This window comes from Amycolatopsis speibonae (assembly GCF_042647925.1).
GTDB lineage: Bacteria > Actinomycetota > Actinomycetes > Mycobacteriales > Pseudonocardiaceae > Amycolatopsis > Amycolatopsis speibonae.
This window is the reverse complement of the sequence record NZ_JBHRWK010000027.1, coordinates 90,070-114,672: the sequence shown is the minus strand read 5'-3', so window position 1 is coordinate 114,672 and position 24,603 is coordinate 90,070. Positions and strand designations below refer to the sequence as shown.

Annotated in this window: 21 protein-coding genes and 1 pseudogene; 15 read left to right on the top strand and 7 right to left on the bottom strand. The window is 70.3% G+C overall.

Going from position 1 to position 24,603, the window contains the following annotated elements; translation table 11 throughout:
• Positions 1-15: 15 nt before the first annotated feature.
• Together ACFOSH_RS20700 and ACFOSH_RS20695 are read right to left on the bottom strand one after the other, a co-directional pair.
• On the bottom strand, positions 16-1,134 hold the full coding sequence (locus ACFOSH_RS20700; RefSeq protein ID WP_378240643.1) for a DNA glycosylase AlkZ-like family protein: 1,119 nt from the start codon (positions 1,132-1,134) through the stop codon (positions 16-18).
• A gap of 9 nt (positions 1,135-1,143) precedes the next feature.
• Positions 1,144-1,539, bottom strand: coding sequence for a DUF3224 domain-containing protein (locus ACFOSH_RS20695; RefSeq protein WP_378240641.1), 396 nt, complete (start codon positions 1,537-1,539; stop codon positions 1,144-1,146).
• A 60-nt stretch (positions 1,540-1,599) separates the two neighbouring features.
• On the opposite strand from ACFOSH_RS20695, the gene ACFOSH_RS20690 reads away from it, so the two are divergent.
• Genes ACFOSH_RS20690 through ACFOSH_RS20680 form a run of 3 tightly spaced genes read left to right on the top strand, consistent with a single transcriptional unit; the run spans position 1,600 to position 4,713 of the window.
• Positions 1,600-2,568 (top strand): helix-turn-helix transcriptional regulator, encoded by a 969-nt coding sequence (locus tag ACFOSH_RS20690; protein WP_378240640.1) that lies wholly within the window; start codon positions 1,600-1,602, stop codon positions 2,566-2,568.
• Positions 2,561-3,370 (top strand): uroporphyrinogen-III synthase, encoded by an 810-nt coding sequence (locus ACFOSH_RS20685; RefSeq protein WP_378240638.1) that lies wholly within the window; start codon positions 2,561-2,563, stop codon positions 3,368-3,370. Before ACFOSH_RS20690 ends, ACFOSH_RS20685 begins: the two co-directional genes overlap by 8 nt.
• A gap of 53 nt (positions 3,371-3,423) precedes the next feature.
• On the top strand, positions 3,424-4,713 hold the full coding sequence (locus ACFOSH_RS20680) for a sensor histidine kinase (protein ID WP_378240636.1): 1,290 nt from the start codon (positions 3,424-3,426) through the stop codon (positions 4,711-4,713).
• A 275-nt stretch (positions 4,714-4,988) separates the two neighbouring features.
• Here ACFOSH_RS20680 and ACFOSH_RS20675 read toward each other — a convergent pair whose 3' ends face one another.
• On the bottom strand, positions 4,989-5,816 hold the full coding sequence (locus tag ACFOSH_RS20675; protein ID WP_378240635.1) for a siderophore-interacting protein: 828 nt from the start codon (positions 5,814-5,816) through the stop codon (positions 4,989-4,991).
• A gap of 14 nt (positions 5,817-5,830) precedes the next feature.
• Positions 5,831-6,154, bottom strand: coding sequence for an MGMT family protein (locus tag ACFOSH_RS20670; RefSeq protein ID WP_378240634.1), 324 nt, complete (start codon positions 6,152-6,154; stop codon positions 5,831-5,833).
• Between the two features lie 54 nt (positions 6,155-6,208).
• On the opposite strand from ACFOSH_RS20670, the gene ACFOSH_RS20665 reads away from it, so the two are divergent.
• Positions 6,209-9,424, top strand: coding sequence for an ATP-dependent helicase (locus ACFOSH_RS20665; RefSeq protein WP_378240632.1), 3,216 nt, complete (start codon positions 6,209-6,211; stop codon positions 9,422-9,424).
• Complete coding sequence (locus tag ACFOSH_RS20660; protein WP_378240631.1) at positions 9,421-12,681, top strand: ATP-dependent helicase; 3,261 nt, start codon at positions 9,421-9,423, stop codon at positions 12,679-12,681. The genes ACFOSH_RS20665 and ACFOSH_RS20660 overlap by 4 nt, the downstream gene beginning before the upstream one ends.
• A 69-nt stretch (positions 12,682-12,750) precedes the next feature.
• On the opposite strand, the gene ACFOSH_RS20655 is transcribed toward ACFOSH_RS20660, so the two are convergent.
• Positions 12,751-13,137 carry a DoxX family protein gene (locus tag ACFOSH_RS20655; protein WP_005167663.1) on the bottom strand — a complete coding sequence of 129 codons (387 nt, stop codon included), beginning with the start codon at positions 13,135-13,137 and terminating at the stop codon, positions 12,751-12,753.
• Positions 13,138-13,226: 89 nt separating this feature from the next.
• Here ACFOSH_RS20655 and ACFOSH_RS20650 point away from each other — a divergent pair, with 89 nt between their 5' ends.
• Together ACFOSH_RS20650 and ACFOSH_RS20645 are read left to right on the top strand one after the other, a co-directional pair.
• On the top strand, positions 13,227-14,303 hold the full coding sequence (locus ACFOSH_RS20650) for a potassium channel family protein (protein ID WP_378240630.1): 1,077 nt from the start codon (positions 13,227-13,229) through the stop codon (positions 14,301-14,303).
• 135 nt (positions 14,304-14,438) lie between these two features.
• Positions 14,439-14,846: a hypothetical protein gene (locus tag ACFOSH_RS20645; RefSeq protein WP_378240682.1), complete on the top strand. Its 408-nt coding sequence runs from the start codon at positions 14,439-14,441 to the stop codon at positions 14,844-14,846.
• Between the two features lie 425 nt (positions 14,847-15,271).
• Here ACFOSH_RS20645 and ACFOSH_RS20640 read toward each other — a convergent pair whose 3' ends face one another.
• A complete protein-coding gene (locus tag ACFOSH_RS20640; protein WP_378240629.1) occupies positions 15,272-16,354 on the bottom strand; it encodes a neutral zinc metallopeptidase in 1,083 nt (360 codons plus the stop codon).
• A gap of 216 nt (positions 16,355-16,570) precedes the next feature.
• On the opposite strand from ACFOSH_RS20640, the gene ACFOSH_RS20635 reads away from it, so the two are divergent.
• The 8 genes and pseudogenes from ACFOSH_RS20635 to ACFOSH_RS20600 all read left to right on the top strand — a co-directional run bounded on the left by ACFOSH_RS20635 (position 16,571) and on the right by ACFOSH_RS20600 (position 23,223).
• Positions 16,571-17,692 carry a hypothetical protein gene (locus tag ACFOSH_RS20635; RefSeq protein WP_378240628.1) on the top strand — a complete coding sequence of 374 codons (1,122 nt, stop codon included), beginning with the start codon at positions 16,571-16,573 and terminating at the stop codon, positions 17,690-17,692.
• Positions 17,686-18,327 (top strand): DUF4129 domain-containing protein, encoded by a 642-nt coding sequence (locus tag ACFOSH_RS20630; RefSeq protein WP_378240626.1) that lies wholly within the window; start codon positions 17,686-17,688, stop codon positions 18,325-18,327. The genes ACFOSH_RS20635 and ACFOSH_RS20630 overlap by 7 nt, the downstream gene beginning before the upstream one ends.
• Positions 18,324-19,448, top strand: a complete 1,125-nt coding sequence (locus tag ACFOSH_RS20625) for a DUF4350 domain-containing protein (RefSeq protein ID WP_378240624.1) — start codon at positions 18,324-18,326, stop codon at positions 19,446-19,448. The genes ACFOSH_RS20630 and ACFOSH_RS20625 overlap by 4 nt, the downstream gene beginning before the upstream one ends.
• A gap of 35 nt (positions 19,449-19,483) precedes the next feature.
• Positions 19,484-20,443 carry an AAA family ATPase gene (locus ACFOSH_RS20620; protein ID WP_449224189.1) on the top strand — a complete coding sequence of 320 codons (960 nt, stop codon included), beginning with the start codon at positions 19,484-19,486 and terminating at the stop codon, positions 20,441-20,443.
• Positions 20,443-21,729, top strand: coding sequence for a DUF58 domain-containing protein (locus ACFOSH_RS20615; RefSeq protein WP_378240622.1), 1,287 nt, complete (start codon positions 20,443-20,445; stop codon positions 21,727-21,729). Before ACFOSH_RS20620 ends, ACFOSH_RS20615 begins: the two co-directional genes overlap by 1 nt.
• A gap of 58 nt (positions 21,730-21,787) precedes the next feature.
• A pseudogene (locus tag ACFOSH_RS20610) lies at positions 21,788-21,958 on the top strand (maleylpyruvate isomerase N-terminal domain-containing protein); the annotation flags it as partial.
• A gap of 140 nt (positions 21,959-22,098) precedes the next feature.
• A complete protein-coding gene (locus tag ACFOSH_RS20605; RefSeq protein ID WP_378240621.1) occupies positions 22,099-22,353 on the top strand; it encodes a hypothetical protein in 255 nt (84 codons plus the stop codon).
• Between the two features lie 87 nt (positions 22,354-22,440).
• Positions 22,441-23,223 carry a hypothetical protein gene (locus tag ACFOSH_RS20600; protein WP_378240620.1) on the top strand — a complete coding sequence of 261 codons (783 nt, stop codon included), beginning with the start codon at positions 22,441-22,443 and terminating at the stop codon, positions 23,221-23,223.
• A 301-nt stretch (positions 23,224-23,524) separates the two neighbouring features.
• Here ACFOSH_RS20600 and ACFOSH_RS20595 read toward each other — a convergent pair whose 3' ends face one another.
• The gene (locus ACFOSH_RS20595) at positions 23,525-24,598 is read right to left on the bottom strand and encodes a hypothetical protein (protein WP_378240619.1); all 1,074 of its coding nucleotides are present in this window, start codon (positions 24,596-24,598) and stop codon (positions 23,525-23,527) included.
• Positions 24,599-24,603 lie beyond the last annotated feature (5 nt).

Here is a 24,603-nt window from a genome sequence, read left to right as displayed (position 1 = left end):
GACGAATTGCGGGGGTCAGGAGAAGGTGACGCGGTGGTCGGGGAACTCCCGGGCGGTGGCGACCCGGGCGGCCTCCTCCTCGGCCGCCTTCCGCACGGCCGGGCGGAGCGCGTCGAACGGGGTGACGGTGAAGTCGAGCCGCTTCTTCCCGCTCGCCTTGGCCCGCCACACGCCGGCGATCTCGCCGTCGGCCAGCAGCGCGCCGGGGCTGCCGAGGATCTTCCAGACCTCCTTCTGCCTGGCCTTGTCCGGCACGACCACGGCACGGTCCCGCGCCTGGACGAACGGGTCCAGCGGCGGCAGCAGGCGCACCACGTCCGGCTCCGGCGGATTCTCCAGCAGCGCCACCCGGTCTTCCGGCAGGAACGCCTTCTTGCCGTCGACCCGGACCTCGGCCAACCTGTCCAGCCACATCGCGTCGACCCCGGCGCGAGTCGTCCCGACGTAGACGGCGGCGTCGCCGGGGGAGGCCGGTCCGTTGATCCGCAGGTAGCCCTCGACCACGCGGGTCGCCGCTTTGACGTCGGGCGACGTCTTCAACGCACCGCGCTTTTCCAACGGTGCCAACGTCGCCGGGGTCGCGCCCGCCTCCAGCCGGGCCCCGGCGTGGATCGACGCGACCCGCATCAGCTGCTCGTAGATGTGCACGACACCACAGCCGCGGCAGGCGTACGACAGCCCGTCGGGGATCAGTTTCGTGACCGCGCCGCTCACCGTGCCCTTGGTCTGAACGCCGGTGACGACCTTGCGGATCGCCTTCGCCGCGGTGAACAGCGCGTCCGTCGCGGACATCCCCGCCGCTTCGACCTGCTTGCGCTGCCAGAGGATCCGGGCCATCGCGTCCTTCTCGTCGAGGGGCACGAGGGCGGCCCGGATCGCGTCCAGTTCCGTGCGGCGGTGGAAATGCGGCGCGCCGCGATGCGTCCACGCGAGCACGAAGCGTTCGTCGTCCCAGACGCCGGGCGTGATATCGCCGTCGACCCGGGCGGCGAGGCCCAGCAGGGCGGTGTCCCGCACGGAATCCTGCAGCCCGAGGTCGAACACGGCCGCCGCGGCCGGGTCCGTCTCCTCCCGGTGCAGTCCGTGCGCGGCGATCCGGTACGCCAGCACCTGCTCGCGATCGACCTCGAGCACTGGTCCTCCCTAAAGCGAGTAGTCGAGCGTGTACGACATCGTCGGCTCCCCGAGTGCGCCCGTCGTGGTCCCGGTCCCGGTGATCCCGGCGAGTTCACCTGTTCCGGAGCCCGCGACGACCTCGAACGTCGAGGCGAAGCCCTTCTCGTCGAAACCGCAGTCGTGCTTGATCACGAAGCTTCCCTTGCGCCCGTCCACACTGCCCTCGAAACGTTCGAAGCCCGGTGCTGTCGTGCCACCGCCGTCGTAGCCCTCACCCGCGTAGTACAGCAGGTAGTCGAGGACCGACTCGCCTTCGATCAACCCGCTGTAGCCGAACGTGGCGTGCGCGTGGGCCACGCGCGGCCCGCCGTCGGTGCCGCTGACGATGGCTTCTTCCCAGTTCTTCACGGCGAAAGTGTTCATGGGTTCACCCTGTCAGCCATACCTGTCAGGTTGTGTCAGGTTTTCGGGGATACTGGATTCATGCGCGCGAGCAGACTCCTGTCGGTCCTCCTCCTGCTGCAGAATCGCGGCCGGATGACGGCCGAGGAGCTGGCGACGGAGCTGGAAGTGTCGGTTCGGACGGTCTACCGCGACGTCGAGGCGCTGTCCGCGGCCGGTGTCCCGGTGTACGCCGATCGCGGGCGCACCGGCGGATATCAGCTGGTCGACGGCTATCGCACGCGACTGACCGGGCTGACGGAGGAAGAGGCGCAATCGCTTTCCTTGGCGGGTCTGCCCGGCGCGGCCTCCGAACTCGGGCTCGGCACGGTCCTCGCCGCCGCGCAGCTCAAACTGCACGCGGCCATGCCCGCCGAGCTGCGCGCCGGGGCGAGCAAGATCTCCGAGCGGTTCTACCTGGACGTCCCGGGCTGGCATCGCGGGATCGAGAGCCTGCCACGACTGTCCGGACTGGCCGACGCGGTCTGGCACGGTCGCCGGATCAAGGTCCGGTACGAACGCTGGGGGCAGCGGAAGGTCGAGCGCGTCCTCGACCCGCTGGGCCTGATCCTCAAGGCGGGCAACTGGTATCTCGCGGCGCGGTGCGACGGGACGGACAGGACCTATCGCGTCTCCCGGATCGAAGACCTCGAAGATCTCGGCGAGACCTTCGAACGGCCGTCCGACTTCGACCTCGCGCGGTATTGGAAGGAGTGGTCGGAGCAGTTCGAAAAGCGGATGTACTCGCGGGTGGCGGTGGTCCGGCTGAACGAGTTCGCCCGCATACTGCTGCCGTTCTACCTCGGGGCCGTCGGGGCGCGGGCGTTGCGGGAAGCGGGCGCCGAGCCGGACGAGGACGGCTGGCTGACGATGGACCTGCCCGTGGAACCGGGAGAATCGGCGGTCGGCGAACTGCTGCGGTTCGGCGGGAACCTCGAAGTACTCGAACCGCCGGAGCTGCGCGAGCGGCTGGCGGAGGAGATCAGGAAGATGGGCGCGCGTTATGGCTGACTTGGCCGGCATCACCATCGGGATCACCGCGGAGCGGCGGGCCGAAGACTTCATCACCGCACTCGAGCGGCACGGCGCGACCGTTGTGCACGCGCCCACCATCCGCATCGTCCCCTTGCCCGACGACACCGAACTGCGGGCGGCGACCGACGCGGTGCTGTCCGGACCTGTCGGGTTCACGGCGGTCACGACCGGCGCCGGATTCCGCGGCTGGCTTTCGGCGGCCGAAGGCTGGGGGCTGCGCGAGCCGCTGCTGGACCGGCTGGCGGCGTCACGGATCTTCGTGCGCGGGCCGAAAGCGGCCGGTGCGGTGCGCGGCGAGGGGCTGCGTGAGGAGTTCTCCGCGCCCGAGGAAAGCAACGCGGAACTGTTCGAGGGATTGCGCGAGGCCGGTGTTCGCGGGGAACGGGTCGCCGTCCAGCTGCACGGCACTCTGCTGCCCGGACTCACCGGACTGCTGCGGGACGCGGGCGCGGACGTCGTCCAGGCACAGCCGTATCGCTGGCTTTCGCCCGCTGACGTCGGACCTGTGCACGAGCTCGTCGAAAGCGTGATCGCCGGGCGGGTCCGCGCCATGGCCTTCACTTCCGCGCCGGCGGCCGCGAATCTGCTCACGCTGGCGGGTTCGCGCCGCGAGGAACTCCTCGACGCGTTGCGAGGTCCGGTGTTGTGCGCGTGCGTCGGCCCGGTGACCGCGGCGCCGCTGGAAGCCGCCGGAGTGCCGACCGTGCAGCCCGAACGTCAGCGACTCGGCGCCTTGGTGAAACTTCTTGTCGCGGAACTGCGCATTCGGCCGTCTTGACGCGGCTAATCCGCTTTGCCAGGCTCGACACCGGACGCACGGGAGGGCGGCGGATGTCCGGGTCTCAATCGGTCACCTTCGTGCGCGCGATGTTGCGAAAGGGATCTTCGGTGCTGGGCGCGAGTCCCGCCGACGAAGCACCCGACCCCGATTCCGTGCCGGACTGGCGTTACCGCGAAGACTCCGCGGACTCGATGCTGATGCGCGCGATCCGCTACTCCGCGCTCGGCCCGATCTTCTACCGGGTCGCCGCGTTTCCCAAGGTGTACCTCGGTTTCGCGGTTTCGAACGGGTCGGCCGGGATCGTGCCGGTGCTGAGCACGACGATCTTGGCAGTGCTGCTCAACGTCTTCGCGGTCTGGTGGGTGGTGCGCGGCCGCGGGATCCGGGCGAAGACGTCCGGGCGGCTGATGTACGCGGATCTCGCGGTGGGCATGGTGCTCACGACGATCGTGGCCGTGGCCGCGCCCGCCGAGATCCAGCCGTTCGCGATCGACGTCGCGTGGACGTGGCTGGTCGGGACGGTGGCGTTGTGGACGCTGTCGTTCGGGCTGCCCGCCGCGCTCGTGCTGCTGATCGCGGCCTTCCCGTTCCGGGCGTTCCTGACCTGGATCGGCGGGCTCCCGATCGACCATCCGCTCGCGGTGAGCCGTTCGGTGGGGTGCATGGTCGCGCTCGTCGTGGCGATGGTGACCACGGCCGGGATCCTGATCCTGCTCGGCGTCGGGACCCGGTTCGCGCTGGGGATCGGGATGCGCCGCGGGCAGCGAGCCGAACGTCTGCGGACCCAGCGGGTCATGCACGACTCCGTGCTCCAGACCTTGGAAGCGATGGGGTTGGAGGCCCCGGACGACGATTCCGCCGCCGCGGACCGGCTCGCGGAGTTGCGCGCGACGGCGCGGGCACAAGCGATCGAACTCCGGCGCGAACTGGTCGGCCCGGACGCGCCGTCAGCCCGCGGCCTCACGGCGGACCTCGCCGAAGTCGCCACCGAAATGGCGCGCGACGGCCTCCGCACCCAGCTCGTCGCGGCCGAGACCGAAGAGGACTACCGCCTTTCGCACGCGCGCCGGACCGCCATCCGTGACGCCGTCCGCGAAGCCCTCCGAAACACCGTGAAGCACGCCGGGACGAAGCAGGTCGTGCTTCGGGTCGAAGAGAGCGACGGCGGCATCGCGGTCATCGCGCGGGATCAGGGGACCGGCTTCAGCATGCTGGAGCGGCCGCCGGGATTCGGGATCAGCCAGTCGATCATGGCGCGGCTGGCGGAGGTCGGCGGGCGGGGGACGATCGACTCGCATCCGGGGCGGGGGACCCGGGTGACGCTTTGGGTGCCGCACTGAGGTCTCTGGTGGGCGCCGGTCGCGGGTCAGCGGAGAGCAAGGGACCTTTGCCAGCGTTCGTTAGCGCACTAACTAACGACAGCAAAGGTCCCTTGCTCTCTTTTTGCAGGTCAGGGCAGGTCAGGGTGGGGCCGGGTGTCTGCCTGGTGGCGCCTTCGCGGGGGTGAGAGGCGCGTAGGTCGACTTCGTGCCTGGCGGAGATGTCATGAACGGCTCGTTCAGGACGAAAACGTCCTGAACGACCCTTTCATGACACAGCGCCGTCGAGAAGGACCTCAGTCCTCGTCGGAGGGGACCTCGCCGGTCTCGATCTGACGCATCGCTTCCCGTCCGGCGGCCTCTTCGCTCAGCCCCTGCCGCCAGTAGCCCGTGAAGCAGATCGCCCGCTTGTCGATCCCGCGCTCCCGCACGAGGTGCCGTCGCACGAGTTTCACCATGTTCGCCTCGCCGGAAACCCACGCGTAGGCCGTCCCGCCCGGCAGTTCCGCCTTCCGCACGGCCTCGAGCACCGCGTCACCAACAGGGCCAGAACCGCGCACCACCCAGTGCAGTTCCACGGTTCCCTGCGTGTCGAAGACCTGCCGGTCTTCGCGGTCGCTGATCTCGACGTACACCAGCGCCCGCGTCCCGGCGGGCAGCGCCTCGACGATCGCGCCGATCGCCGGGATCGCGGTCTCGTCGCCGATCAGCAGCTGCCAGTTCGTTCCCCCGGGCACGTCGTAGAGCCCGTGCGGCCCCAGGAAGGCGACCTTGTCGCCCTCCGAGGCCCCCGAAGCCCACGCCGAAGCGGGGCCTTCGTCGCCGTGCAGCACGAAGTCGATGTCGATCTCCTGCGCCGATGGCCGCAGCGCGCGCACGGTGTAGGTCCGCATCGCCGGGCGGACGTCGTCCGGCATCGCGAGGTAGGTCTTGTACCAGGACATCACTTCGTCGCCGCCCAGTGGCGCGGGCAGCACCGGCTCCGCCTGGCCGGGCTGCGGGAAGAACACCTTCAGGTACTGGTCGGGCGCCTGGTCCACCAGCGATGCCCCGGAGAAGGTCACCCTGCTCATATGCGGGGTGAGCCGCCGGACGCCGGTCACCTTCGCCTCGATGTAGCTCATTAGGCGAGGCTAACCTAAAAAAGTCCCCCCAGGTCAGCGTCGTCATCGGGATCACGCTGCCACCGGTATTTTCGCAGGTCGACGCGCTGGCCGTCGGGGATGACGCCCTCCTCGCGCAGCCGTTGCAGCTGCTCGTCGACCAGATGCGGAGCCGGAGTGCCATCGGCGCGCAGAATGCGGTGCCAAGGCAGGTCGTGGCCGTCCTCGCTGAGGATCCGTCCGATCAACCGCGGTGACGGGGCTCCCGAAACCGACGCTATATCCCCATAAGTCGCGACCGAGCCGGCGGGCACGCTCGCGATGACCTCGCGCACCCGCTCCTGCAGTTCGTCATCCATGGGACCACTTTGCCGTGCCGCTGCGAGGTTGTGTCGGCGGGGCGTGGTTCCATCGTGGGCGTGAACGGGCGGCGAACAGCGGCAGGAACCGACGCGCGGCTGGTCCGCACGCCGGTCACCGGCACGCCGTCGTTCCAGTGGGATTCCGGCGCCCGCCGCCTGCTGGCCGCCCCGGACGGCTTCCGAAGGGTCCTCGGCGGTCCGGGCACGGGTAAGACGGCCTTGCTGGCGTCGGCGGCTTCGCGGCGCATCGCGGAGGGCGCGGACCCGGAGAGCGTGCTCATCCTGACCACCTCCCGCAAGGCGGCCGACGTCCTGCGCGCCGACATCACCCACCGGCTCACCACCGATCCGGAAGAGGATCCGCTGCCGCGCACGATCCGCGAGCCGCTCGTGCGCACGGTGCATTCGTACGCGTACGCGCTGTTGCGCATGGAGGCGCAGGCCGATGAGCTCCCGCCGCCTCGCCTGCTGGCCGGGGCGGAGCAGGACGTCGTCGTCCGCGACCTGCTCGCCGGTGACCTCGAAGCGGGCGCGCTCGACTGGCCGGAGCAGCTGCGGCCCGCGCTGAACGTGCCCGGGTTCGCCGAGGAGCTGCGAGACCTCCTGCTCCGCGCCGCCGAACGCGGGCTCGGCCCGGAGGACCTGGTCGAGCTGGGCAGGCGGCGTGATCGCGAAGAGTGGATCGCCGCGGGGCGGTTCTGGAGCCAGTACGAAGAGGTCACGCTGCTGCAGGGCGCGGGCGGCAACGCGCTCGGCGTCGCGAGCGCGCCCGCGCTGGACGCGGCGGAACTCGTCACGTCGGCGCTGCTGGCGTTGGAGGACGACCCCGAACTGCGCGAACGTGAACAGCGCAGGGTCCGGCACCTGTTCGTCGACGACGCGCAGCATCTCGACCCGTTGCAGACCCAGCTCGTCCGGCTCATCGGGCACGCGGCCGACGAGTTCGTCGTCGCGGGCGACCCCGATCAGTCCGTGTTCTCCTTCCGCGGCGCGGATCCCCGGCTGTTCGCCGACGCGGACGAGGACGGCGATCGCACGGTCCTGCTGACCACCGCGCACAGGCTCGCCCCGGTGATCCGCACGGCCGTCACGAAACTCGGCTCCGCGCTGCCCGGCTCGTCGCCGCAGCGCAAGCTCGTCGACGCGCCGGACGCCGAGGGCGGCGCCGTCCGCGTCCGCCTGATGCCGACCCCCGCCGGCGAGGCCAGCTGGATCGCCGATCAGCTTCGCCGCGCGCATCTCGTCGACGGCGTGCCGTGGTCGGAGATGGCGGTGCTCGTCCGGTCGCCCGCCCGCACTTTCCTTGTCCTGCAACGTGCGCTGCGGGCGGCCGGGGTGCCGATCGGTTCGGCCACCGAGGAACTGCCGCTCGCGAAACAACCCGCCGTCCGGCCGTTGCTGGCGATGCTGCGGCTCGCCGCGGATCCGGAACTGCTCGACGTCGACCTCGCCGAGATGTTGCTGTCCTCGCCCCTGGGCGGCGCGGATCCGCTCGCCCTGCGGCGCCTGCGTCGTGGCCTGCGGAGGCTGGAACTGGCCGGTGGCGGCCAGCGATCCAGCGACGAGCTGCTGGTGGAAGCCTTGCGCACCAACGACGTCCTCACCGGGCTCGCCGAGGCCGAGTCGCTGCCGATGCGCCGGATCGGGGGCCTGCTGCACGCGGCACACCAGGCCGTGGTGCGTGGCGAAGGCGTCGAGCAGGTGCTGTGGGAGCTGTGGCAGGACAGCGGTCTGGAGCAGCGCTTCCTGCGCCTGGTCGATCGCGGCGGTTCCCTGGGCTCGCAGGCGGACAGGGACCTCGACGCGATCGTCGCGCTCTTCGACGCCGCCGGTCGTTATGTCGACAGGTTGCCGAGGGCGAGTGTCGCTTCGTTCGCGGATTACCTGTCCTCGCAGAACATCGCCGGTGGCACGCTGGCACCCGCGGCCATGAAGAGCGAGGGCGTCTCACTGCTCACGGCGCACGCGTCCGCCGGTCGCGAATGGACGGTCGTGTCGATCGCCGGGGTCCAGGAGGGCAGCTGGCCGGATCTGCGGCTGCGCGGTTCCGTGCTCGGCGTCGAACGGCTTGTCGACCTCATGTCCGGCGTCGACGACGAGAAGGTGTCCGCCACCGCGCCGATCCTCGCCGAAGAACGGCGGCTGTTCTACCTCGCCGCGAGCCGCGCGCGGAAGACGTTGCTGGTCAGCGCGGTCGCGGGGGAGGACGAGCAGCCTTCCCGGTTCATCGACGACCTGGAGGAGAACGGCGCGGACGACGGCGGCCTCGACTCGCGGATGAAGCCGGCGGGACGGTCACTGGTGCTCGCCGAACTCGTCGGTGAGCTGCGCGAAGTCGTCTGTGATGAATCGAGCGAGCCGGAAAGACGGCAGCGGGCGGCGCGTCAGCTCGCGAAACTGGCCGCCGCCGGGGTGCCGGGCGCGCATCCGGGCACCTGGTACGGCCTGCTGGAACCTTCCACCGGCGAACCCGTGCACGGGCCGGGTGACCTCATCCGCATCTCACCGTCCACTGTGGAGGTTCTGGTCAAGTGCCCGCTGCGGTGGCTGATCGAACGCCACGGCGGCAGCGATCCGGCGCAACTCGCCGCCGTCACCGGGACCCTGGTGCACGGGCTCGCGCAGGCCGTCGCGGGCGGCAGCAGCGACGAACAGATCCGCGCGGCCCTCGACGAGGCGTGGGTGCGGGTCGACGCGGGGGCGCCGTGGTTCTCGCGCCGCGAGCGGTCCCGGGTCGAGCAGATGCTGCGGAACTTCATCTCCTGGCTGGAATCCAGCCGCCGGGAGCTGATCGAGGCCGGGGTCGAGCAGGACATCGAGGTCGAGCTGCCCATGGGGGAGGACGATGTCCGCGTTCTCCTGCGCGGCCGGGTCGACCGCGTCGAGATGGACAAGGACGGCCGCCCGGTCGTCATCGACATCAAGACCGGCAAGGTCCCGATCTCCGCCTCCGACGCCGAGGAACATCCGCAGCTGGCCGCGTACCAGCTGGCCGTGCTGCTGGGCGCGGTCGAGGGCGGTTCGAAACCGGGTGGCGCACGGCTGGTCTACGTCGCGAAGTCCAACAACAAGACCGGATCCACCCAGCGCGAGCAGGCGCCGCTGGACGAGGACGGCGGCAAGCAGTGGCTCGAACTGGTGCGTTCGGCCGCCGGGTCCGCCGCGGGCCCGGAGTACGGGGTCACCGAGAACCCGGACTGTGATCGTTGCCCGGCAAGGGGTTGCTGTCCGCTGCGGCCCGAGGGCAGGCAGGTGACCGGTCCTTGATCTCCGAACTCCAGCGCCGCCAGGTCGAACCAGGCGAGATCGCCCGCGCGCTCGGCCTGCACAGCCCGACCGACGAACAGGCCGAGGTCATCGCCGCCCCCATCGAGCCGTCACTGGTCGTCGCGGGAGCCGGCGCGGGCAAGACCGAGACGATGGCCGCACGGGTCGTGTGGCTGGTGGCCAACAGCATCGTGCCGCCGGAACGCGTCCTCGGCCTGACCTTCACCCGCAAGGCCGCCCGCCAGCTCGGCGAACGCGTCCGCACCCGGCTGCGGCGGCTGGTCGGATCGGGGCTGCTCGACAAGATCGACCCGACCGGCGACCTGCGCATGACGGTGACAGCCGGGGAACCGACGGTGCTCACCTATCACGCGTACGCCGGGCGGCTGCTGTCCGAACACGGTCTGCGGCTGCCTGTCCAGCCCGGGGTCCGGCTGCTTTCGGAGACGTCTTCGTGGCAGTTCTCCCATCGCGTGGTGTCCACTTGGGACAACGATCTCGACACCGATCGCGTGCCCTCCACGGTGACGGCGCAGTTGCTGGCGCTGGCCGGAGAACTCGGCGAGCATCTGGTCGAGACCGAACGGCTGGCGCAGTACACGTCGTGGCTGTGCGACGTCATCGAGAAGGCGCCACGGGCCAAGGGACAGCGCGCGTCCCTGCCGCAGAAACTGGCCGAAGTCATGGCGGCGCAACGCTTCCGGCTCGCCCTGCTGCCGCTTGTCGAGGCGTATCACACGCGCAAACGAGCTGAAGGCGCGCTCGACTTCGCCGACCAGATGTCGCTGGCCGCGCAGCTCGCCGACAACTATCCGGCGGTGGTCGCGGGGGAACGCGAGCGGTACGGCGCCGTCCTGCTCGACGAGTACCAGGACACCGGGCACGCCCAGCGGATCCTGCTGCGGTCGCTGTTCGGCGGCGTCGAACATCCGCCGATGCCGGTGACGGCGGTGGGCGACCCGGCACAGGCCATCTACGGCTGGCGCGGGGCGAGCGCGGCGAACCTGCCCCGGTTCACCACGGACTTCCCCCGTGACAACGGCGAACGGCTCGTCCCGGCACTGGATTTCGGGCTGCTGACCAGTTTCCGCAACCCGCCCGAGGTGCTCGAACTCGCGAACGCGATCTCGCAACCGTTGCGGGAGCGCGGTCTCGGGGTCGCGCGGCTGCGCGCGCTGGAAGGCGCGGGAACGGCCGACATCGCCACCGCGCTGCTGCCGGACGTCCGCGCCGAACGCGAGTGGGTGGCCGACGCGATGGCGAAGCGCTGGTTCGAAACCGTGGAGGAGACCGGAAAACCGCCGACGGCCGCGGTGCTGGTGCGCCGTCGCGCGGACATGGCGCCGATCGCGGCCGAGATGCGGGCGCGCGGTCTTCCGGTGGAGGTCGTCGGACTCGGCGGCCTTCTCGACGAACCCGAGGTCGCGGACCTGGTCAGCACGTTGCGGGTGCTCGCCGACCCGCTCGCGGGCAGCGCGGCCGCCCGGTTGCTGACCGGGGCGCGCTGGCGGATCGCGGCGGCCGACCTCGCTGCGTTGTGGCGCCGCGCGGGCGAACTCTCCTCGCCGGTGCCGCCTTCGGGCAAGTCCGATGTGGACGAACCGGTGCTGGTGACCGAGCGGGTCGAACAGGCCGGGCTCGCCGACGCGATCGACGATCCCGGGACGCCGGAACGGTATTCGCCCGAGGGCTACCGGCGGATCCGGCGCGTCGGCAACGAGCTTTCGGCGTTGCGCCGCCGTCTTGACCAGTCGTTGCCGGAACTGGTCGCCGACGTGGAACGCACCATGCTGCTCGACGTCGAGTCGCTGGCCCGACCGGGACCCGCCGGGCGCGCGCATCTGGACGCTTTCGCCGACGTCGTCACGGATTTCGCCGAGACCTCGCCGACGGCCACCCTTTTGTCCTTTGTGGACTATCTGAACACGGCCGCGCACGCGGAGGACGGGCTCACCCCCGGCGAGGTGGAGGTCGTGCCGGACCGGGTCCAGGTGCTGACCGTGCATTCGGCCAAGGGGCTGGAATGGCGCATCGTCGCGATTCCGCACCTGGTCAAGGAGGTCTTCCCCGGCAGGCGGCGCTCGTCGTCGTGGCTGCGGACGTCGACCTCGTTGCCTGCCGCGCTGCGCGGGGACTCGGAGGACCTGCCGGAGCTGCGGGTCGCGGAAGGCTATGACCGCAAGGAAGTCCAGGAAGCGCTGGAGCTGCACGAAGAGGGTTTCGTCGCGCGGGAAGCGGACGAGGAGCGGCGGCTCTGTTACGTCGCGCTGACCCGCTCCGAGCACACGATGCTGATTTCCGGCCATTGGTGGAACGAGAGCAGCGCGCGGCCGAAGGGGCCGTCGGAGTTCCTGCTCGAAATCGGTGAGGTGATGCGGGAGAACTCGGTCGGCCGGATCGAGCATTGGGCGGATGAGCCCGATGCCGACGGGCAGAATCCGCTGGTCGCGGACTCCCGCCGGTCGCGGTGGCCGGTCGATCCGCTGTGGCCGCGGCGCGAGGGCGTCACCAACGGCGTCGACATGGTCCTCGGTGCGATGGAAAACACCGCAGACGCGGAAGGCACCGAGGACGAGGACGATCCGGACGGCTGGATCTCCGACACCAAGGTGCTCTTGGAGGAGCGCGCGCGGGCGCGGGACCGGGTGCAGCAGGTCGTGCTGCCGCCGCATCTTTCGGTGAGTCAGCTGGTCGAGCTGTCGGCGGACCCGGCCGCGCTGGCCAAACGGCTGCGACGGCCGCTTCCCGTGCGCCCCAACACTTATGCCCGCCGGGGGACGGCGTTCCACGGGTGGCTGGAGCAGCGGTTCGGCGGCGAGCAGCTGCTGGAGATCGACGATCTGCCGGGGGCGGCGGACGTCGACGAGGCGCCGGATTCGGAGCTGGAGGCGCTGCGGACCGCGTTCGAGAAGAGCGAGTGGGCGAACAGGGTGCCGCACGCCGTCGAAATCCCGTTCTCGGCCGACGTGGTGGGTGTGACGTTGCGCGGGCGGATGGACGCCGTGTTCGCCGATCCCGACGGTGGCTGGACCGTCGTCGACTGGAAGACCGGCGGCGTCCCGGAGAAGGACCGGCTCGAGTCGCTGGCCGTGCAGCTGGCTGTGTACCGGCTGGCGTGGGCGGCCTTGAAGAAGATCCCGGTGGAGAAGGTGCGGGCGGCGTTCCACTACGTGAAACACGACAAGACCGTCCGTCCGGCGGATCTGCTGGACGCCGAAGGCCTGCGAAACCTCCTGCGGAGCGTCCCGACGATCTAGCGATTCGTCACCTACTTGCGGTGGTTGCGTAGGTCAACCACCGCAAGTAGATGACGAATCGCGAGGGGTCTAGGCGCGGTCCCGGACCTTCAGGGCCCAGGTCACCAGCGGGATCTGCAGCGGGACGCGGGCCCAGAAGGCCGCTCGCCAGTGCTTCGGGGCCTTCCGGCGGTCGGCGTCGACGGCCATCTTCACGTTCCCCGGCAGGACCACGACGAACAGCAGCGCGGCCGCGAGCCCGCCGAGCCGCCGCGTCTTCGGGTTGGCGACCGCCGCCGCGACACCCAGCTCGGCCACACCGGAGCCGTAGGTCCACGCCCGGGCCGAGCCGGGGAGCTGCTTCGGGATGATCGCGTCGAAGGGCTTCGGCTGGACGAAGTGCAGGACACCGGCCGCGCCCAGCAGGCCGGCGAGGAAATAGGCGGGCCGCTGAGACGGCTGGGAATCCGAAGACATGCCCTGAGCTTCGCATACCGCGCTGAACGTAAGGTTCGTCGGCTATCCTCGGCGACCGTGAGTGACGCGGACCAGGCCGGAGCCTGTGCATGAGGGTTCTCAAGCGTTTCCCGGTCCGGCTGAGCGACCGCCCGGACCACGAGCTCGTCGGCGTGATCCGGATGCCGGAACTGACGGTCAGCCCGCTGCGGTCGATCCTCAAACGGATCATCGGCGCGATGCTCGCCCTGCTCGCGACCGTTCTGATCGTCTACTTCGACCGAGACGGCTACCGCGACGCCAACGGCGACGGGCTCAGCCTCCTCGACAGCCTCTATTACGCGACCGTGTCGCTGTCGACCACCGGTTACGGCGACATCGCCCCGGCGACGTCGTCCGCGCGGCTGGTGAACGTCCTGGTGATCACCCCGCTGCGGGTGCTGTTCCTCATCGTCCTGGTCGGTACCACACTCGAAGTGCTCACCGAGCGCTCCCGGCAGGCTTTCAAGATCCAAAAGTGGAGGACGAAGGTGCGTGACCACACGGTCGTCGTGGGATTCGGCACGAAGGGCCGTTCGGCGGTCAACGCGCTGCTCGGGGACGAGAGCGTCGAACCCGACCACATCGTCGTCGTCGACACCGACCAGCAGGCGCTGGAAGCGGCGACTTCACTCGGCCTGGTGACCGTGCACGGTTCCGCCACCCGCGCCGACGTCCTGCGGGTCGCCGGCGTGCAGCGGGCCAAGGCCGTCGTCGTCGCCCCGAACCGGGACGACACCGCGGTGCTGGTCACGCTGACCGCCCGCGAGCTGGCGCCGAAGTCGCACATCGTGGCGTCGGTGCGGGAGGCGGAGAACGTCCACCTGCTCAAGCAGTCGGGCGCGAACCAGGTCGTGGTGTCGAGCGAGACCGCCGGGCGACTGCTCGGGATGGCGACGTCGACGCCGCTGGTGGTCGACATGGTCGAGGACCTGCTCACCCCCGAGTCCGGCCTCGCGATCGCCGAACGCCCGGTGGAACCGTCCGAAGAAGGCGGTTCGCCGCGGCACCTGCCGGACATCGTGCTGGGCGTCGTCCGCGACGGCGTCCTGTACCGCGTGGACGCTCCGCAGGCGGACGCGATCGAGCCGGGGGACAAGCTGCTGTACATCCGGAAGGTGACCGCCGCGGAGACGATCGAGCGGTAGCGGGGGAGCTTTGGTATCACCCTCTCCGGAACAGAGGGCTCCTGTGTTTTGCCGCGAGGTTCTGGGAGCATGGCGAGCGTGCGCAAGCGATCGGACCCCGCCAGAGGGCTCACCCCGGGGTGGAACTCCCTGGCCGTGGCGGCCGGTGCCGGCCTGCTGGTGATCTTCCTGGCCTGGTTCGCCGGGCCGGGCCTGTTCGGTATCACGAACGAGACTCAGGGGACGACCGTGCAGGCCGAGGTCGTCGAGCCCGCGCCCTGCACGGGCGGCGGGGCCAGCGAGAAGGTCAAGTTCGAATTCGGCGGCAAGCCGGTCGAGGGGTCGCTCAACGGCTGCGGGCACGGCAAGGGCGAGCGCATCGACGTCGTCGTCCCTGACGGTGCTTCGGGGGACGGGATCGCGGTGCACGCGGTCGACACGACGGCGGGCGCCAGCGACGGGCGGCGGCCGCTGGGGCTGGCCCTGCTGGTGTTCAGCTGTTTCGCGGGTGGGATGTACGTCTTCCTGGTGCTGCGCGGGCCGCGCGTCCCCGTGGCTGCCTGACCCCCGTGGCTGCCTGAACCCATGCCTCGTGAGTGGCTAGGCAGGTTCTATTGAGGGTGGCATGTTTGTGGACGGCGTCGGGTGACTCTGTGCGACGCCGGGCCTGTGGCGCCGACTGTGTGGATTTCGGTGCGTTGGATGACCGGAAATCCACACAGTCCTGTCGTGACCGGACCGGTCACGACGGTCGGACAGGGAGGGTGTGTGGAAATAGGGACGTTGAGCGTCCCTATTTCCACACACCCCTCACCCTGAGTGACACCTCGCGCCCTCGTCGGACGCGTCGACCCGACACCTTTGCCTTGCCCCTCAATAACTGTCCTCACCACTCACGAGCCCGGCGACCAGCCGCACCGGGCAAGCCGGAATCGCCAACGGCACCGGATCCGTCGGCGAGCGGCGACCCGCCACCACGCGCGAGAAAGTCAGGAGACGGCGCTGGCCGGGGCCGAGAAGGTGTTGCAGTCGGCGATCCGGTTGTTGCTCGCACCCGCCCGCCACCAGGACGCGTAATGCGCGTTCGTCCCGTGGTCCTGGCTGCGCGAGGTGTTGTCGCCCCGGGTCTCCTGGTCGTTCCAGGCCTTGTTGTACATGTCCCGGCTGACCGTGCCGCCCTGGTCGACGTGCGCGCCGAGGAACATCCCGGAGAAGCACTGCGCCTGCAGTTCCTTGCGCCGCGACATCTCCAGCCCGGCGGGGCTGTTCTGGCCCGCGTCGTAGATCTTCTGCCAGGCCGCGTCCATCAGCCCGGCGACCTCCTGCACGTGATGCCCGTACTCGTGCGCGAAAAGGGCGAGGTAGACGCCGGGGTTGTTGCCGTACTGGTCGGTCTGCAGACCGCGGAACGGCACGTAGAGGTTGTTCTCGCAGTAGTACGCCGCCGTCGCGATGCCCACCTGGATCGTGCCGCATTCGGTTTCGAAGCTGGCGCCGGTCGGGAAGTGCAGGGCGGGCGGGGTGAACGGCAGTTTGTAGGCGTCGAGGAACGGGCCCCACGCGTTGTCGAGGCATTTGCCCGCCGCGGTGAAGAACGCTTCGGCGGCCTGCTGGCTGCTCTGCCACTGCGGCAGCGCGCAGACGCGGTTCTGCAGTCCGGCGTTGGGATCCTGGAGGATCGGGTGGTCGCCGAGCTTGAGGATCTTCTGCGGCCCGCTCGACGAGGACGGCGCCTTGGTCGGCGACGTCGGGAACGGGTTCGTCGAGGACGACGGTGACGCGGACCCGCTCGGCGGCAGTTCCGCGGGCGAGGTCGGATTCGGCAGGGTGCTGTAGCCCGCGTTCGCTACGTGATCGTTGCCGTCACGATTGAGTGAAACGATCGCGACCAGGCCGAGAACCAGGACGGCGACCGCGCCGAGGCAGATACCGACGATCGCGCCGACGGACCGGCGCGGCGGCGGCGGGAACTGGTGCGGCGCGCCGTGCCACTGGGCAGGGGGCTGGCCGTGCACCGGCGGTGGCTGGACGGCGCCGCGTGGCGGCCACTGGCCGTGGGGCGGTTGCGTCATCAAGTCGGTCCCGGTGGTTCTAGGGGCGAACCGGGGGTACCCGGTCCGATGTTCAGCATAACGAGCTAACGGCCTCCCCTCCCACTGCTTGGCTGCAGAGGGTATCCAGGGTGAGGCGAGTGGTCACCCATCAGTGTCGTCCCCCCAGCTCTGGCTGGGTGTCGGACCCTCTGGAAGAGTGTGCGTAAGCAACGTGAACGGGTAAGGGGCTGTCGCATGACGGAGACCGGCGGACCGTCCGGGCCGGAAGGCACCGAGACGCCAAAGCCGCAGGCGGACACACCGGCCCAGCCGCAGGCGGACGCACCGACGCCGCCGCAGGGTGAGCCGCTGCCGCCGGCGCCGGAGCAGCAATGGCAGTCCCCGTCCGGGGCCACGCCGCCGCCTCCGCTGCCGTCCTATCAGCCGCCGCGGCAGCAGTACGCGAACTGGAAGGTCGGTCTCGGCAGGCCCGGGGTCATCCCGCTGCGCCCGCTGAACCTGACCGACATCCTCGACGGCGCGGTCACGGCCATGCGCAGGTACTGGCGGATGGTCTTCGGCGCCGCCGCGGTCACCGCCGTGTTCACCGCGGCCCTCAACCTGGTCGGGCTGCTGCTGGTCGACACCACCGGCGATCTCGCGAAGGTGCGTGATCTCGGCCCGGCGGCCACCGATCAGGAACTGATGAACCAGCTGCTCGGCGTCCTGGGCGGTTCGCTGGCGACGTCGTTCATCACCCTCGTCGCCACCCTGCTCGGGACGACCATCCTCACCGGATTCCTGACCGTGCTGATGGGCAGGGCCGTCCTGGGCAAGCCGGTCACCTTCAAGGAAGCCTTGAAGGAGGCGACGCCGCGGCTGCTGCCGCTGCTCGGGCTGACCGTGCTCTACACCCTGGCGTTCCTGGTCGCCGCGGTCTTCTGCCTGCTGCCGGCGATCATCCCCTACACCTTCTGGGCGCTGGCCAGCCCGGCGTTCATCCTCGAACGCGGCACCGTGATGGAGTCGTTCCGCCGGTCGGTGAAGCTGGTCTCGGGCATGTTCTGGCGGGTCTTCGGGATCCTGCTGCTGGCGTACGTGATCTCGTCGTTCCTGGCGTCGATCATCACGATTCCGTTCAGCTTCAGCGCCTTCCTGTCCATCTTCGGCAACCTGGACCAGATGTACGTCCCCTCGACCGGTGACCTGATCCTGCAGTCGGTGGGCACGGTGATCGCGCAGACGATCGTCGGCCCGTTCACCGCGCTGGTGACCGTGATCCTCTACATCGACCAGCGGATGCGCCGCGAGGGCATGGACATCGAGCTGGCCCGTGCGGCCGGGATCGCGACGCCGCCCCCGCCGCAGGCATGGTGACGCGCTTCCTCACCGACGTCCCGGTCGACATCGACCGGGACACCGCCCGGCTGCGCGCGGCCGAGGAGCTCTCGGGTTCGGCGTACCAGAACGCGAAGCCGAGTTGGCTGTCCGAGGCGTTCAACTGGGTGCTCGAAAAGCTGTTGAGCTTCCTCGACACCGTCAACAGCGCCGTGCCCGGCGGGATCTTCGCCGTGCTGCTGCTGATCGTCGTGCTGGTCGTGCTGGTGGTGGTGATCCGCCTGCGGTCCGGTCCTTTGGCGACGTCGGCCAAGAGCGGCCGGGCCGTGTTCGCCGGGCAACGCAAGGCTTCCGGCGAACATCGCAAGGCTGCCGAGGAGGCCGCTTCTCGCGGCGACTTCGACGACGCCGTCCGTGAGCGCTTCCGCGCCGTGGTGCGGTCGCTGGAGGAGCGGGCGCTGCTGGACGAGAAGTCCGGCCGGACCGCCGACGAGGCCGCCAACGAGGCCGGACTGCTGCTCCCGGACGTCGCCGTGCCCCTGCGTGCCGGTGCCCGGTTGTTCGACGATGTCCATTATGGAGGGATCCCGGCCACCGGGGACGGCTACCGGTCACTGTCCGAATTGGACGAAGCCTGCCGTCGTGCCCGGCCCGTCGCGCTGGCGGCCGGATGACCTCGGTCTCGCCCGACGCCCGCCGGGTCTGGCGCGGGGTGCGGCTCCCGCTCGCGGTCGTCTTCCTGCTCGTGCTGACCGGGACGCTGCTCGTCCTCGTCCAGGGCGAGCAGAGCACCGGCGCGCTCGAACCGGGTTCCTACGAGCCTGGCGGAAGCCGCGCGCTGGCGACTTTGCTGGAGCGGGAAGGCGTCAAGATCACCACGGTGCACACGGCCGCCGAACTCAAGGGCGCCGCGGCGGGTGCGACCGTGTTGATCACCCAACCCGCCTACGTGCCCAAGAGCACCTTCACCGAGATCCGCCGGGACGCCGAGAACGTCGTCCTCGTACGGCCGAGTCCGGGCACGGTCGACGAAGTCCTCCCCGGGGTGCGGGTGAGCGGTCAGCTCGAAACCGAGACCCGCGCTCCCGACTGCCAGGTCGAGGACGCGCTCGCCGCCGGGAGCGCGACGATGGGCGGCCTGAAGTACGCGGCCACGCAACCCAGGGCGCGGGAATGCTACGGCGGTTCGTACCTCGAAGTGCCCGGTCCACAAGGGACGGTGACCGTGCTCGGCGCCCCCGAGCCGCTGACCAACGAGTGGCTGGCCGACGAAGGCAACGCGGCGCTCGCGATGCGCCTGCTCGGGAAGCAGGACAAGCTGGTCTGGTACCTGCCGACGCCCGCCGATCCGTCGCTGGAGAACGAGAAGAAGCCGCTGTCCGAACTGATCCCGGCGGGCTGGTCGTACGCGGCTTTGCAGGCCGGGTTCGCGGTGGTGCTGCTGGCGTTGTGGCGTTCCAGGAGGCTGGGACCGGTGGTGTCCGAACCGATCCCGGTCGTGGTGCGCGCGGCCGAGGCCACCGAGGGACGGGCACGGTTGTATCGCAAGGCGAAGGCCGCCGCGCACGCCGGGGAAACCCTGCGTGAGGCGGCCCGCGCGCGGCTTCGGCCGTTGCTGGGGCTCACCCGCGACGCCGAACCCGCCGCACTGGTGGAATCCGTCGCCGCGCGGACCGGCCGGGCACCTGCCGAGGTCGGCGCGCTGTTGTACGGGGATCCGCCCGCCGATGACGCCGCGCTGGTGCGGCTGGCGGACGGACTCGATGTCGTGGAACGAGAGGTGGAGCGGTCTTGAGTACCGAACAGGCCGGACAGCCCGGACAGTCCAGTGTGGACGGTGCGGCCGAAGCGCGGGCGGCGCTGATCGCCCTGCGCGCCGAGGTCGGAAAGGCCGTGGTGGGCAACGACGCGGCCGTCACCGGGCTCATCATCGCGTTGCTGTGCCGGGGACACGTGCTGCTCGAAGGCGTTCCGGGCGTGGCGAAGACCTTGCTGGTGCGGGCCTTGGCCGCGGCACTGGACCTGAAGACGACCCGGGTGCAGTTCACGCCGGACCTCATGCCGGGCGACATCACCGGCTCGATCGTCTACGACGCGCACAGCGGCGAGTTCTCCTTCCGCGAGGGCCCGGTGTTCACGAACCTCCTGCTGGCGGACGAGATCAACCGCACCCCGCCGAAGACGCAGTCGTCGCTGCTGGAGGCGATGGAGGAGCGGCAGGTCTCCAGCGACGGCAAGACGCGGCCGCTGCCCGACCCGTTCATCGTCATCGCGACGCAGAACCCGGTCGAGTACGAAGGCACGTACCCGCTTCCCGAGGCGCAGCTGGACCGGTTCCTGCTGAAGCTGACCATGCCGACCCCGTCCCGCGAGGACGAGTTCGGCATCCTTTCCCGGCACGCGCAGGGTTTCGACCCGCGGAACCTGGCCGCGGCCGGGATCCAGCCGGTCGCCGGGATCGCCCAGCTGGACGCCGCGCGGCGCGCTGTCGCCGGGGTCACGGTGCGCCCCGAAGTGCTCGCCTACATCGTCGACGTCTGCCGGGCGACGCGGGCGCTGCCGTCCGTGCGCCTCGGCGTCTCCCCGCGTGGCGCGACGGCGCTGCTGGCCGCGACGCGGGCGTGGGCGTGGCTCGCGGGCCGCGACTACGCGACCCCGGACGACGTCAAAGCCTTGGCACGGCCGTCTTTGCGGCACCGGCTCGACCTTCGGCCCGAAGCCGAACTCGAAGGCGCGACCGCCGACGGTGTGCTGGACCGCGTCCTCGCGTCCGTGCCCGTTCCACGCTGATGGCCGTCACCGGGCGGCTCGGGCTGCTGGCGCTCCTCGCGGCGCCGGTGGTCGGCTTCCTGCTGCCCTCGTGGGCCGGGATCGGGCTGGCCGCGGTGGTGCTGTTCCTGTTGGTGGTACTGGATCTCGTGCTCGCCGGGAGTGTGCGGCGGCTGGTGTTCGCGCGGTCCGGCGCGACGTCCGTGCGGCTGGGGGAGCCCTGCGAGGTCACGCTGACCGTGGCCAACCCCGGTGGCCGTCCCGTGCGCGCGCGGCTCCGGGATGCCTGGCCGCCCAGCGCCGGCGCGGACGACAGGCACCGGCTTTCCTTGCCCGCGGGCGAAAGGCGGGTCGTGACCACCCGGCTCCTGCCGACGCGGCGCGGCGACCGGACCGCGACCAGGGTCACCGTCCGGTCGACTGGGCCGCTGGGGCTCGCGGCGCGGCAGGGTTCGCACGACGTGCCGTGGACCGTGCGGGTGCTGCCGCCTTTCCACAGCCGCAAGCATCTGCCGTCGCGGCTGGCGCGGCTGCAGCAGCTCGACGGCCGCAACGCGGTGCTGATCCGGGGCCAGGGCACGGAATTCGACTCCCTGCGCGAGTACGTGATCGGCGACGACGTCCGCTCGATCGACTGGCGGGCCTCGGCGCGCGCGTCCGACGTCATGGTGCGGACCTGGCGTCCCGAACGTGACAGGCACGTGGTGCTGGTCCTCGACACCGGCCGCGTTTCGGCGGGCCGGGTCGGCGACGCGCCGCGGCTCGACGCGTCGATGGACGCGGCCCTGCTGCTGGCCGTGCTCGCCGCGCGGGCGGGTGACCGTGTCGACCTCCTGGCCTACGACCGCCAAGTCCACGCCGCGGTCCAGGGATCGTCGGATCTGTTGCCCGCCTTGGTGAACGCGATGGCGCCGCTCGAACCGTCGCTGGTCGAGACCGACGCGCGGGGGATGATCGCCGAGGTGCTGCGGCGGACCCGGCGGCGTGCGCTGGTCGTCCTGCTGACCGGGCTGGACGCGGCGCCGCTGGAAGAAGGCCTGTTCCCGATCCTGTCCAAGCTGACCTCGCGGCACCAGCTGATGATCGCCTCGGTGGCGGACCCGCGGGTCGCCGAGATGGCGGCGGGCCGCGGCGACGCGGAAGCCGTCTACGACGCGGCAGCGGCCGAGCGGGTGCTGGCCGAACGGCGCCAGGTCACCGCGCGGCTGGCACGGCACGGGGTCGAGGTCGTCGACGCCGTGCCCGAGGACCTGCCCCCGCGACTGGCCGACCGCTACCTCGCGCTGAAGGCGGCCGGACGGCTGTGATGTCGAGAGCCGCGAACCGGCTCCGACCCCCTGGTGAACCGATCATCAGGAGGACCGGATGGATTTCGACCGGCACTGCGTCGACAAGCACTGCGCCGGGATCGTCACCCAGGCCGAACTGCTCGCGACAGAACTGGCCGACGCCGACCTGACCACACCCGTGCCGTCCTGCCCCGGCTGGACGCTGGGCGCGCTCGTGCGGCATCTCGGCGGCGGGCACCGGTGGGCGACGGAGATCGTCCGGACGCGGGCGACGTCGCCGGTGCCCGACGACCAGGTGCGCCGGGTCGACGGTGACGACTCCGGTCCGCTGCCCGCGCTGACGCGACCCTCGCCGCGGGGCTGGAGTTCCGTGCCTCGCCTCTGGTCGTGCTCGACGCCATCGACGAGTGGATGGAACTCGAAGTGCTGCCGCTGCACTTCGAGCTCCGGCCGGAGAAGCGGGAGATCCTCGGTCCGGGAAGGTCCGTGGGTTTCGAGGCGGGGGAGCATGCCTGGTTCCTCGACCTCGACGGCTCGGAGGTCAGCTGGGAGCGGGGTCGGCGAGGGGCTGCGGACGCCGACGACGTCACCGGTGATCTTGAACTGTTCAAGCTGTGGCGGACCCACGTGCGGTTCGGCTGAACCCGATGGGGTGGTGCCGGTTGGCTGCGAGTGGCGCGGGCGGTTAGCTCGGAAGGAGATCCAGACCGACCACGATTGGGGTCCGGCTTGCGCAAGGTCGTGCTGTTCTTCGCACTGCTCCCGGTGGTGCTGCTCGTTTCACCCGCTTCCGCGCAACCCGCCGGGACCCCGGTCTACCTCGCCGACGGCGGCGGGAACGTCTCGCTGTCCGCGGCCGACGGCAAGCTCGTCCTCGCCGACGCGAAGGACGTCGGCGCGCGGTGGCTGTACGACAAGGCGGCGCTCTCGTACAAGCACGTCCCGAGTGGACAGTGCCTGGCGGCGATCAGCCCTGTCGACGGCGTCGGCGTCAAACTCGTGGCGTGCGACGGCAAGGACCGCTACCAGCAGTGGCGTCGCAACGCCGGGCTGCCCGGGCTGGTGCTGCTGGCGAACGTGGCGACCGCGCGCTGCCTGACCGCGGAGGCGCCGACCGCCGGGGCGCGGCTGTACCAGGAGGTCTGCTCGCTGCCCGGGCTGGCCAACACCTGGGCGGCCGGGGTGCGGACGCTCGCGATCCTGTCCGGCAACGGGCAGCGGCTGTCGTCGAAGACGCCGGGGCAGCCGTTCGTGGTGCGCGTGATCGGGGAGAACGGCCAGCCCGCGGCCGACGTCCCGGTGAACTTCTTCGTGCGCGCGGCGCGGCCGAAGAACGTGCTCGTCTTCGAAGGCGGCGCCGAGACGGCGACGGCGAAGACCGGCGCCGACGGTTCGGCGACGAGCCCGAAGATCGTCCTGACCGAACCCGGGGAGTTCGAGATCCGGTTCGCGGGGAGCGCGGGTCTGGAGGACGGGAACAGCATCGCTTTCGAGGGGAGTTGCAGCTGCTGAGCCGTTTTGGCTGGGTTGGTCGTGAGCGGTAAGTGTCGTTAGAACGACAGTTACCGCTCACGAGGCCCAGTGCTTACTTGCGCCTTTTGATGGCCCTGTAGTGCCCGCGTGGCTGTGGTCGGGGTGTTGCGAAAGCCACTTTCGCAACCTTGGACGTTGCGAAAGTGGCTTTCGCAACGTCCGGTTGCGGCGAAGGCGGGCACGGTGTGTGGAGTGCGGTCGAGAGCCTCGTGAGTGGTTACGACGGTTCTAACGACACTTACCACTCACGACCACCTGGACCGGGAACTCACCTGCCGCTCTATGCCACCAGCGCGAAACTGGAGTAGTACTCGCCCGAAGGATCCCGCGTGCCGCTCCGGTCGGGGCTGACCTCGGCGCCGACCCAGCCCTGGAACGCGCCCGCGTCGTCGATCACCTGCAGCAGCGGCCGGACGTGGCTGTTGCCGAGGTAGCAACCGTCGTAGGACAGGCATTCGCACCAGAACTCGTAGCTGTTGCGCCGCCCGCCGAAGGCGTCGCTCAGGTAGTAGAAGCGCCTGTCGCCGGTGTCGATGATCTTCTGCGCGCAGGCCGCGTGGCCGGGACCGGCGGGGCAGCAGGAGGACGGGTCGCAGCCGGAGTCGTATTGCACGAAACCGAGACACGAGCCGTCGTCGCAGTTGTTCCACCCCGGGCCGACGCCGAGGGCACCGCTGCTTCCCCTGGTCCAGTCGGTGATCGCTCGGCGATTCACGCCCTGGCCTTCCAGCAGGTACGACCGCTGGGTCGCGCGGACCGAGCTCATCGGGGCCTTGCTGGTCTGGGCGAGGGAAGCGTTGCTGCCGTAGGCGATGCCGCTGGTGATCGAGTAGTTGTCGCCGACCAGTCGCATCCGGCCGAGACCCGGCCGGGTCTCCGAAACCGACCACGTCTCGGCCAGGTTCACGGGTGTGGTCGTGCCGTTGACGGTGCTGCTGGTCCAGGTGATGGCCACCTGCCCGGAGTTCTCGGCATAGGTGCCGGTGAAATGACCGTTCGGTTCACCGGTGAAGCCCGGCGCGGTCTTGATCGGGCAGTTGTTGCGGGGATTGGAGCCCGGTGCCCAGGTTCCGCAGTAATAGACGTCGCCGCTGTTGACCGGGGCGGGGAAGTCCGCCTGGCTCCAGGTCCAGAAATTGTGCGCGACGGTGTTGTCGGCCGGGTTGAACACGAGATAGCCGAGCCGGACGTAGTTGCGGTCGGCGTCGGTCCGGAATCCGCCGACGCTCACCACCCAGTTCTGTTTACCCGAAGGCGCGGCCGAGGTCTTGGCCTGGGAGGCGCCGACGAGAAGCGTCGAGGCGAGAATGGACAGGACGACTGTCGCGAATACGCGTAAACGTTTTCTCCCCATGGGAG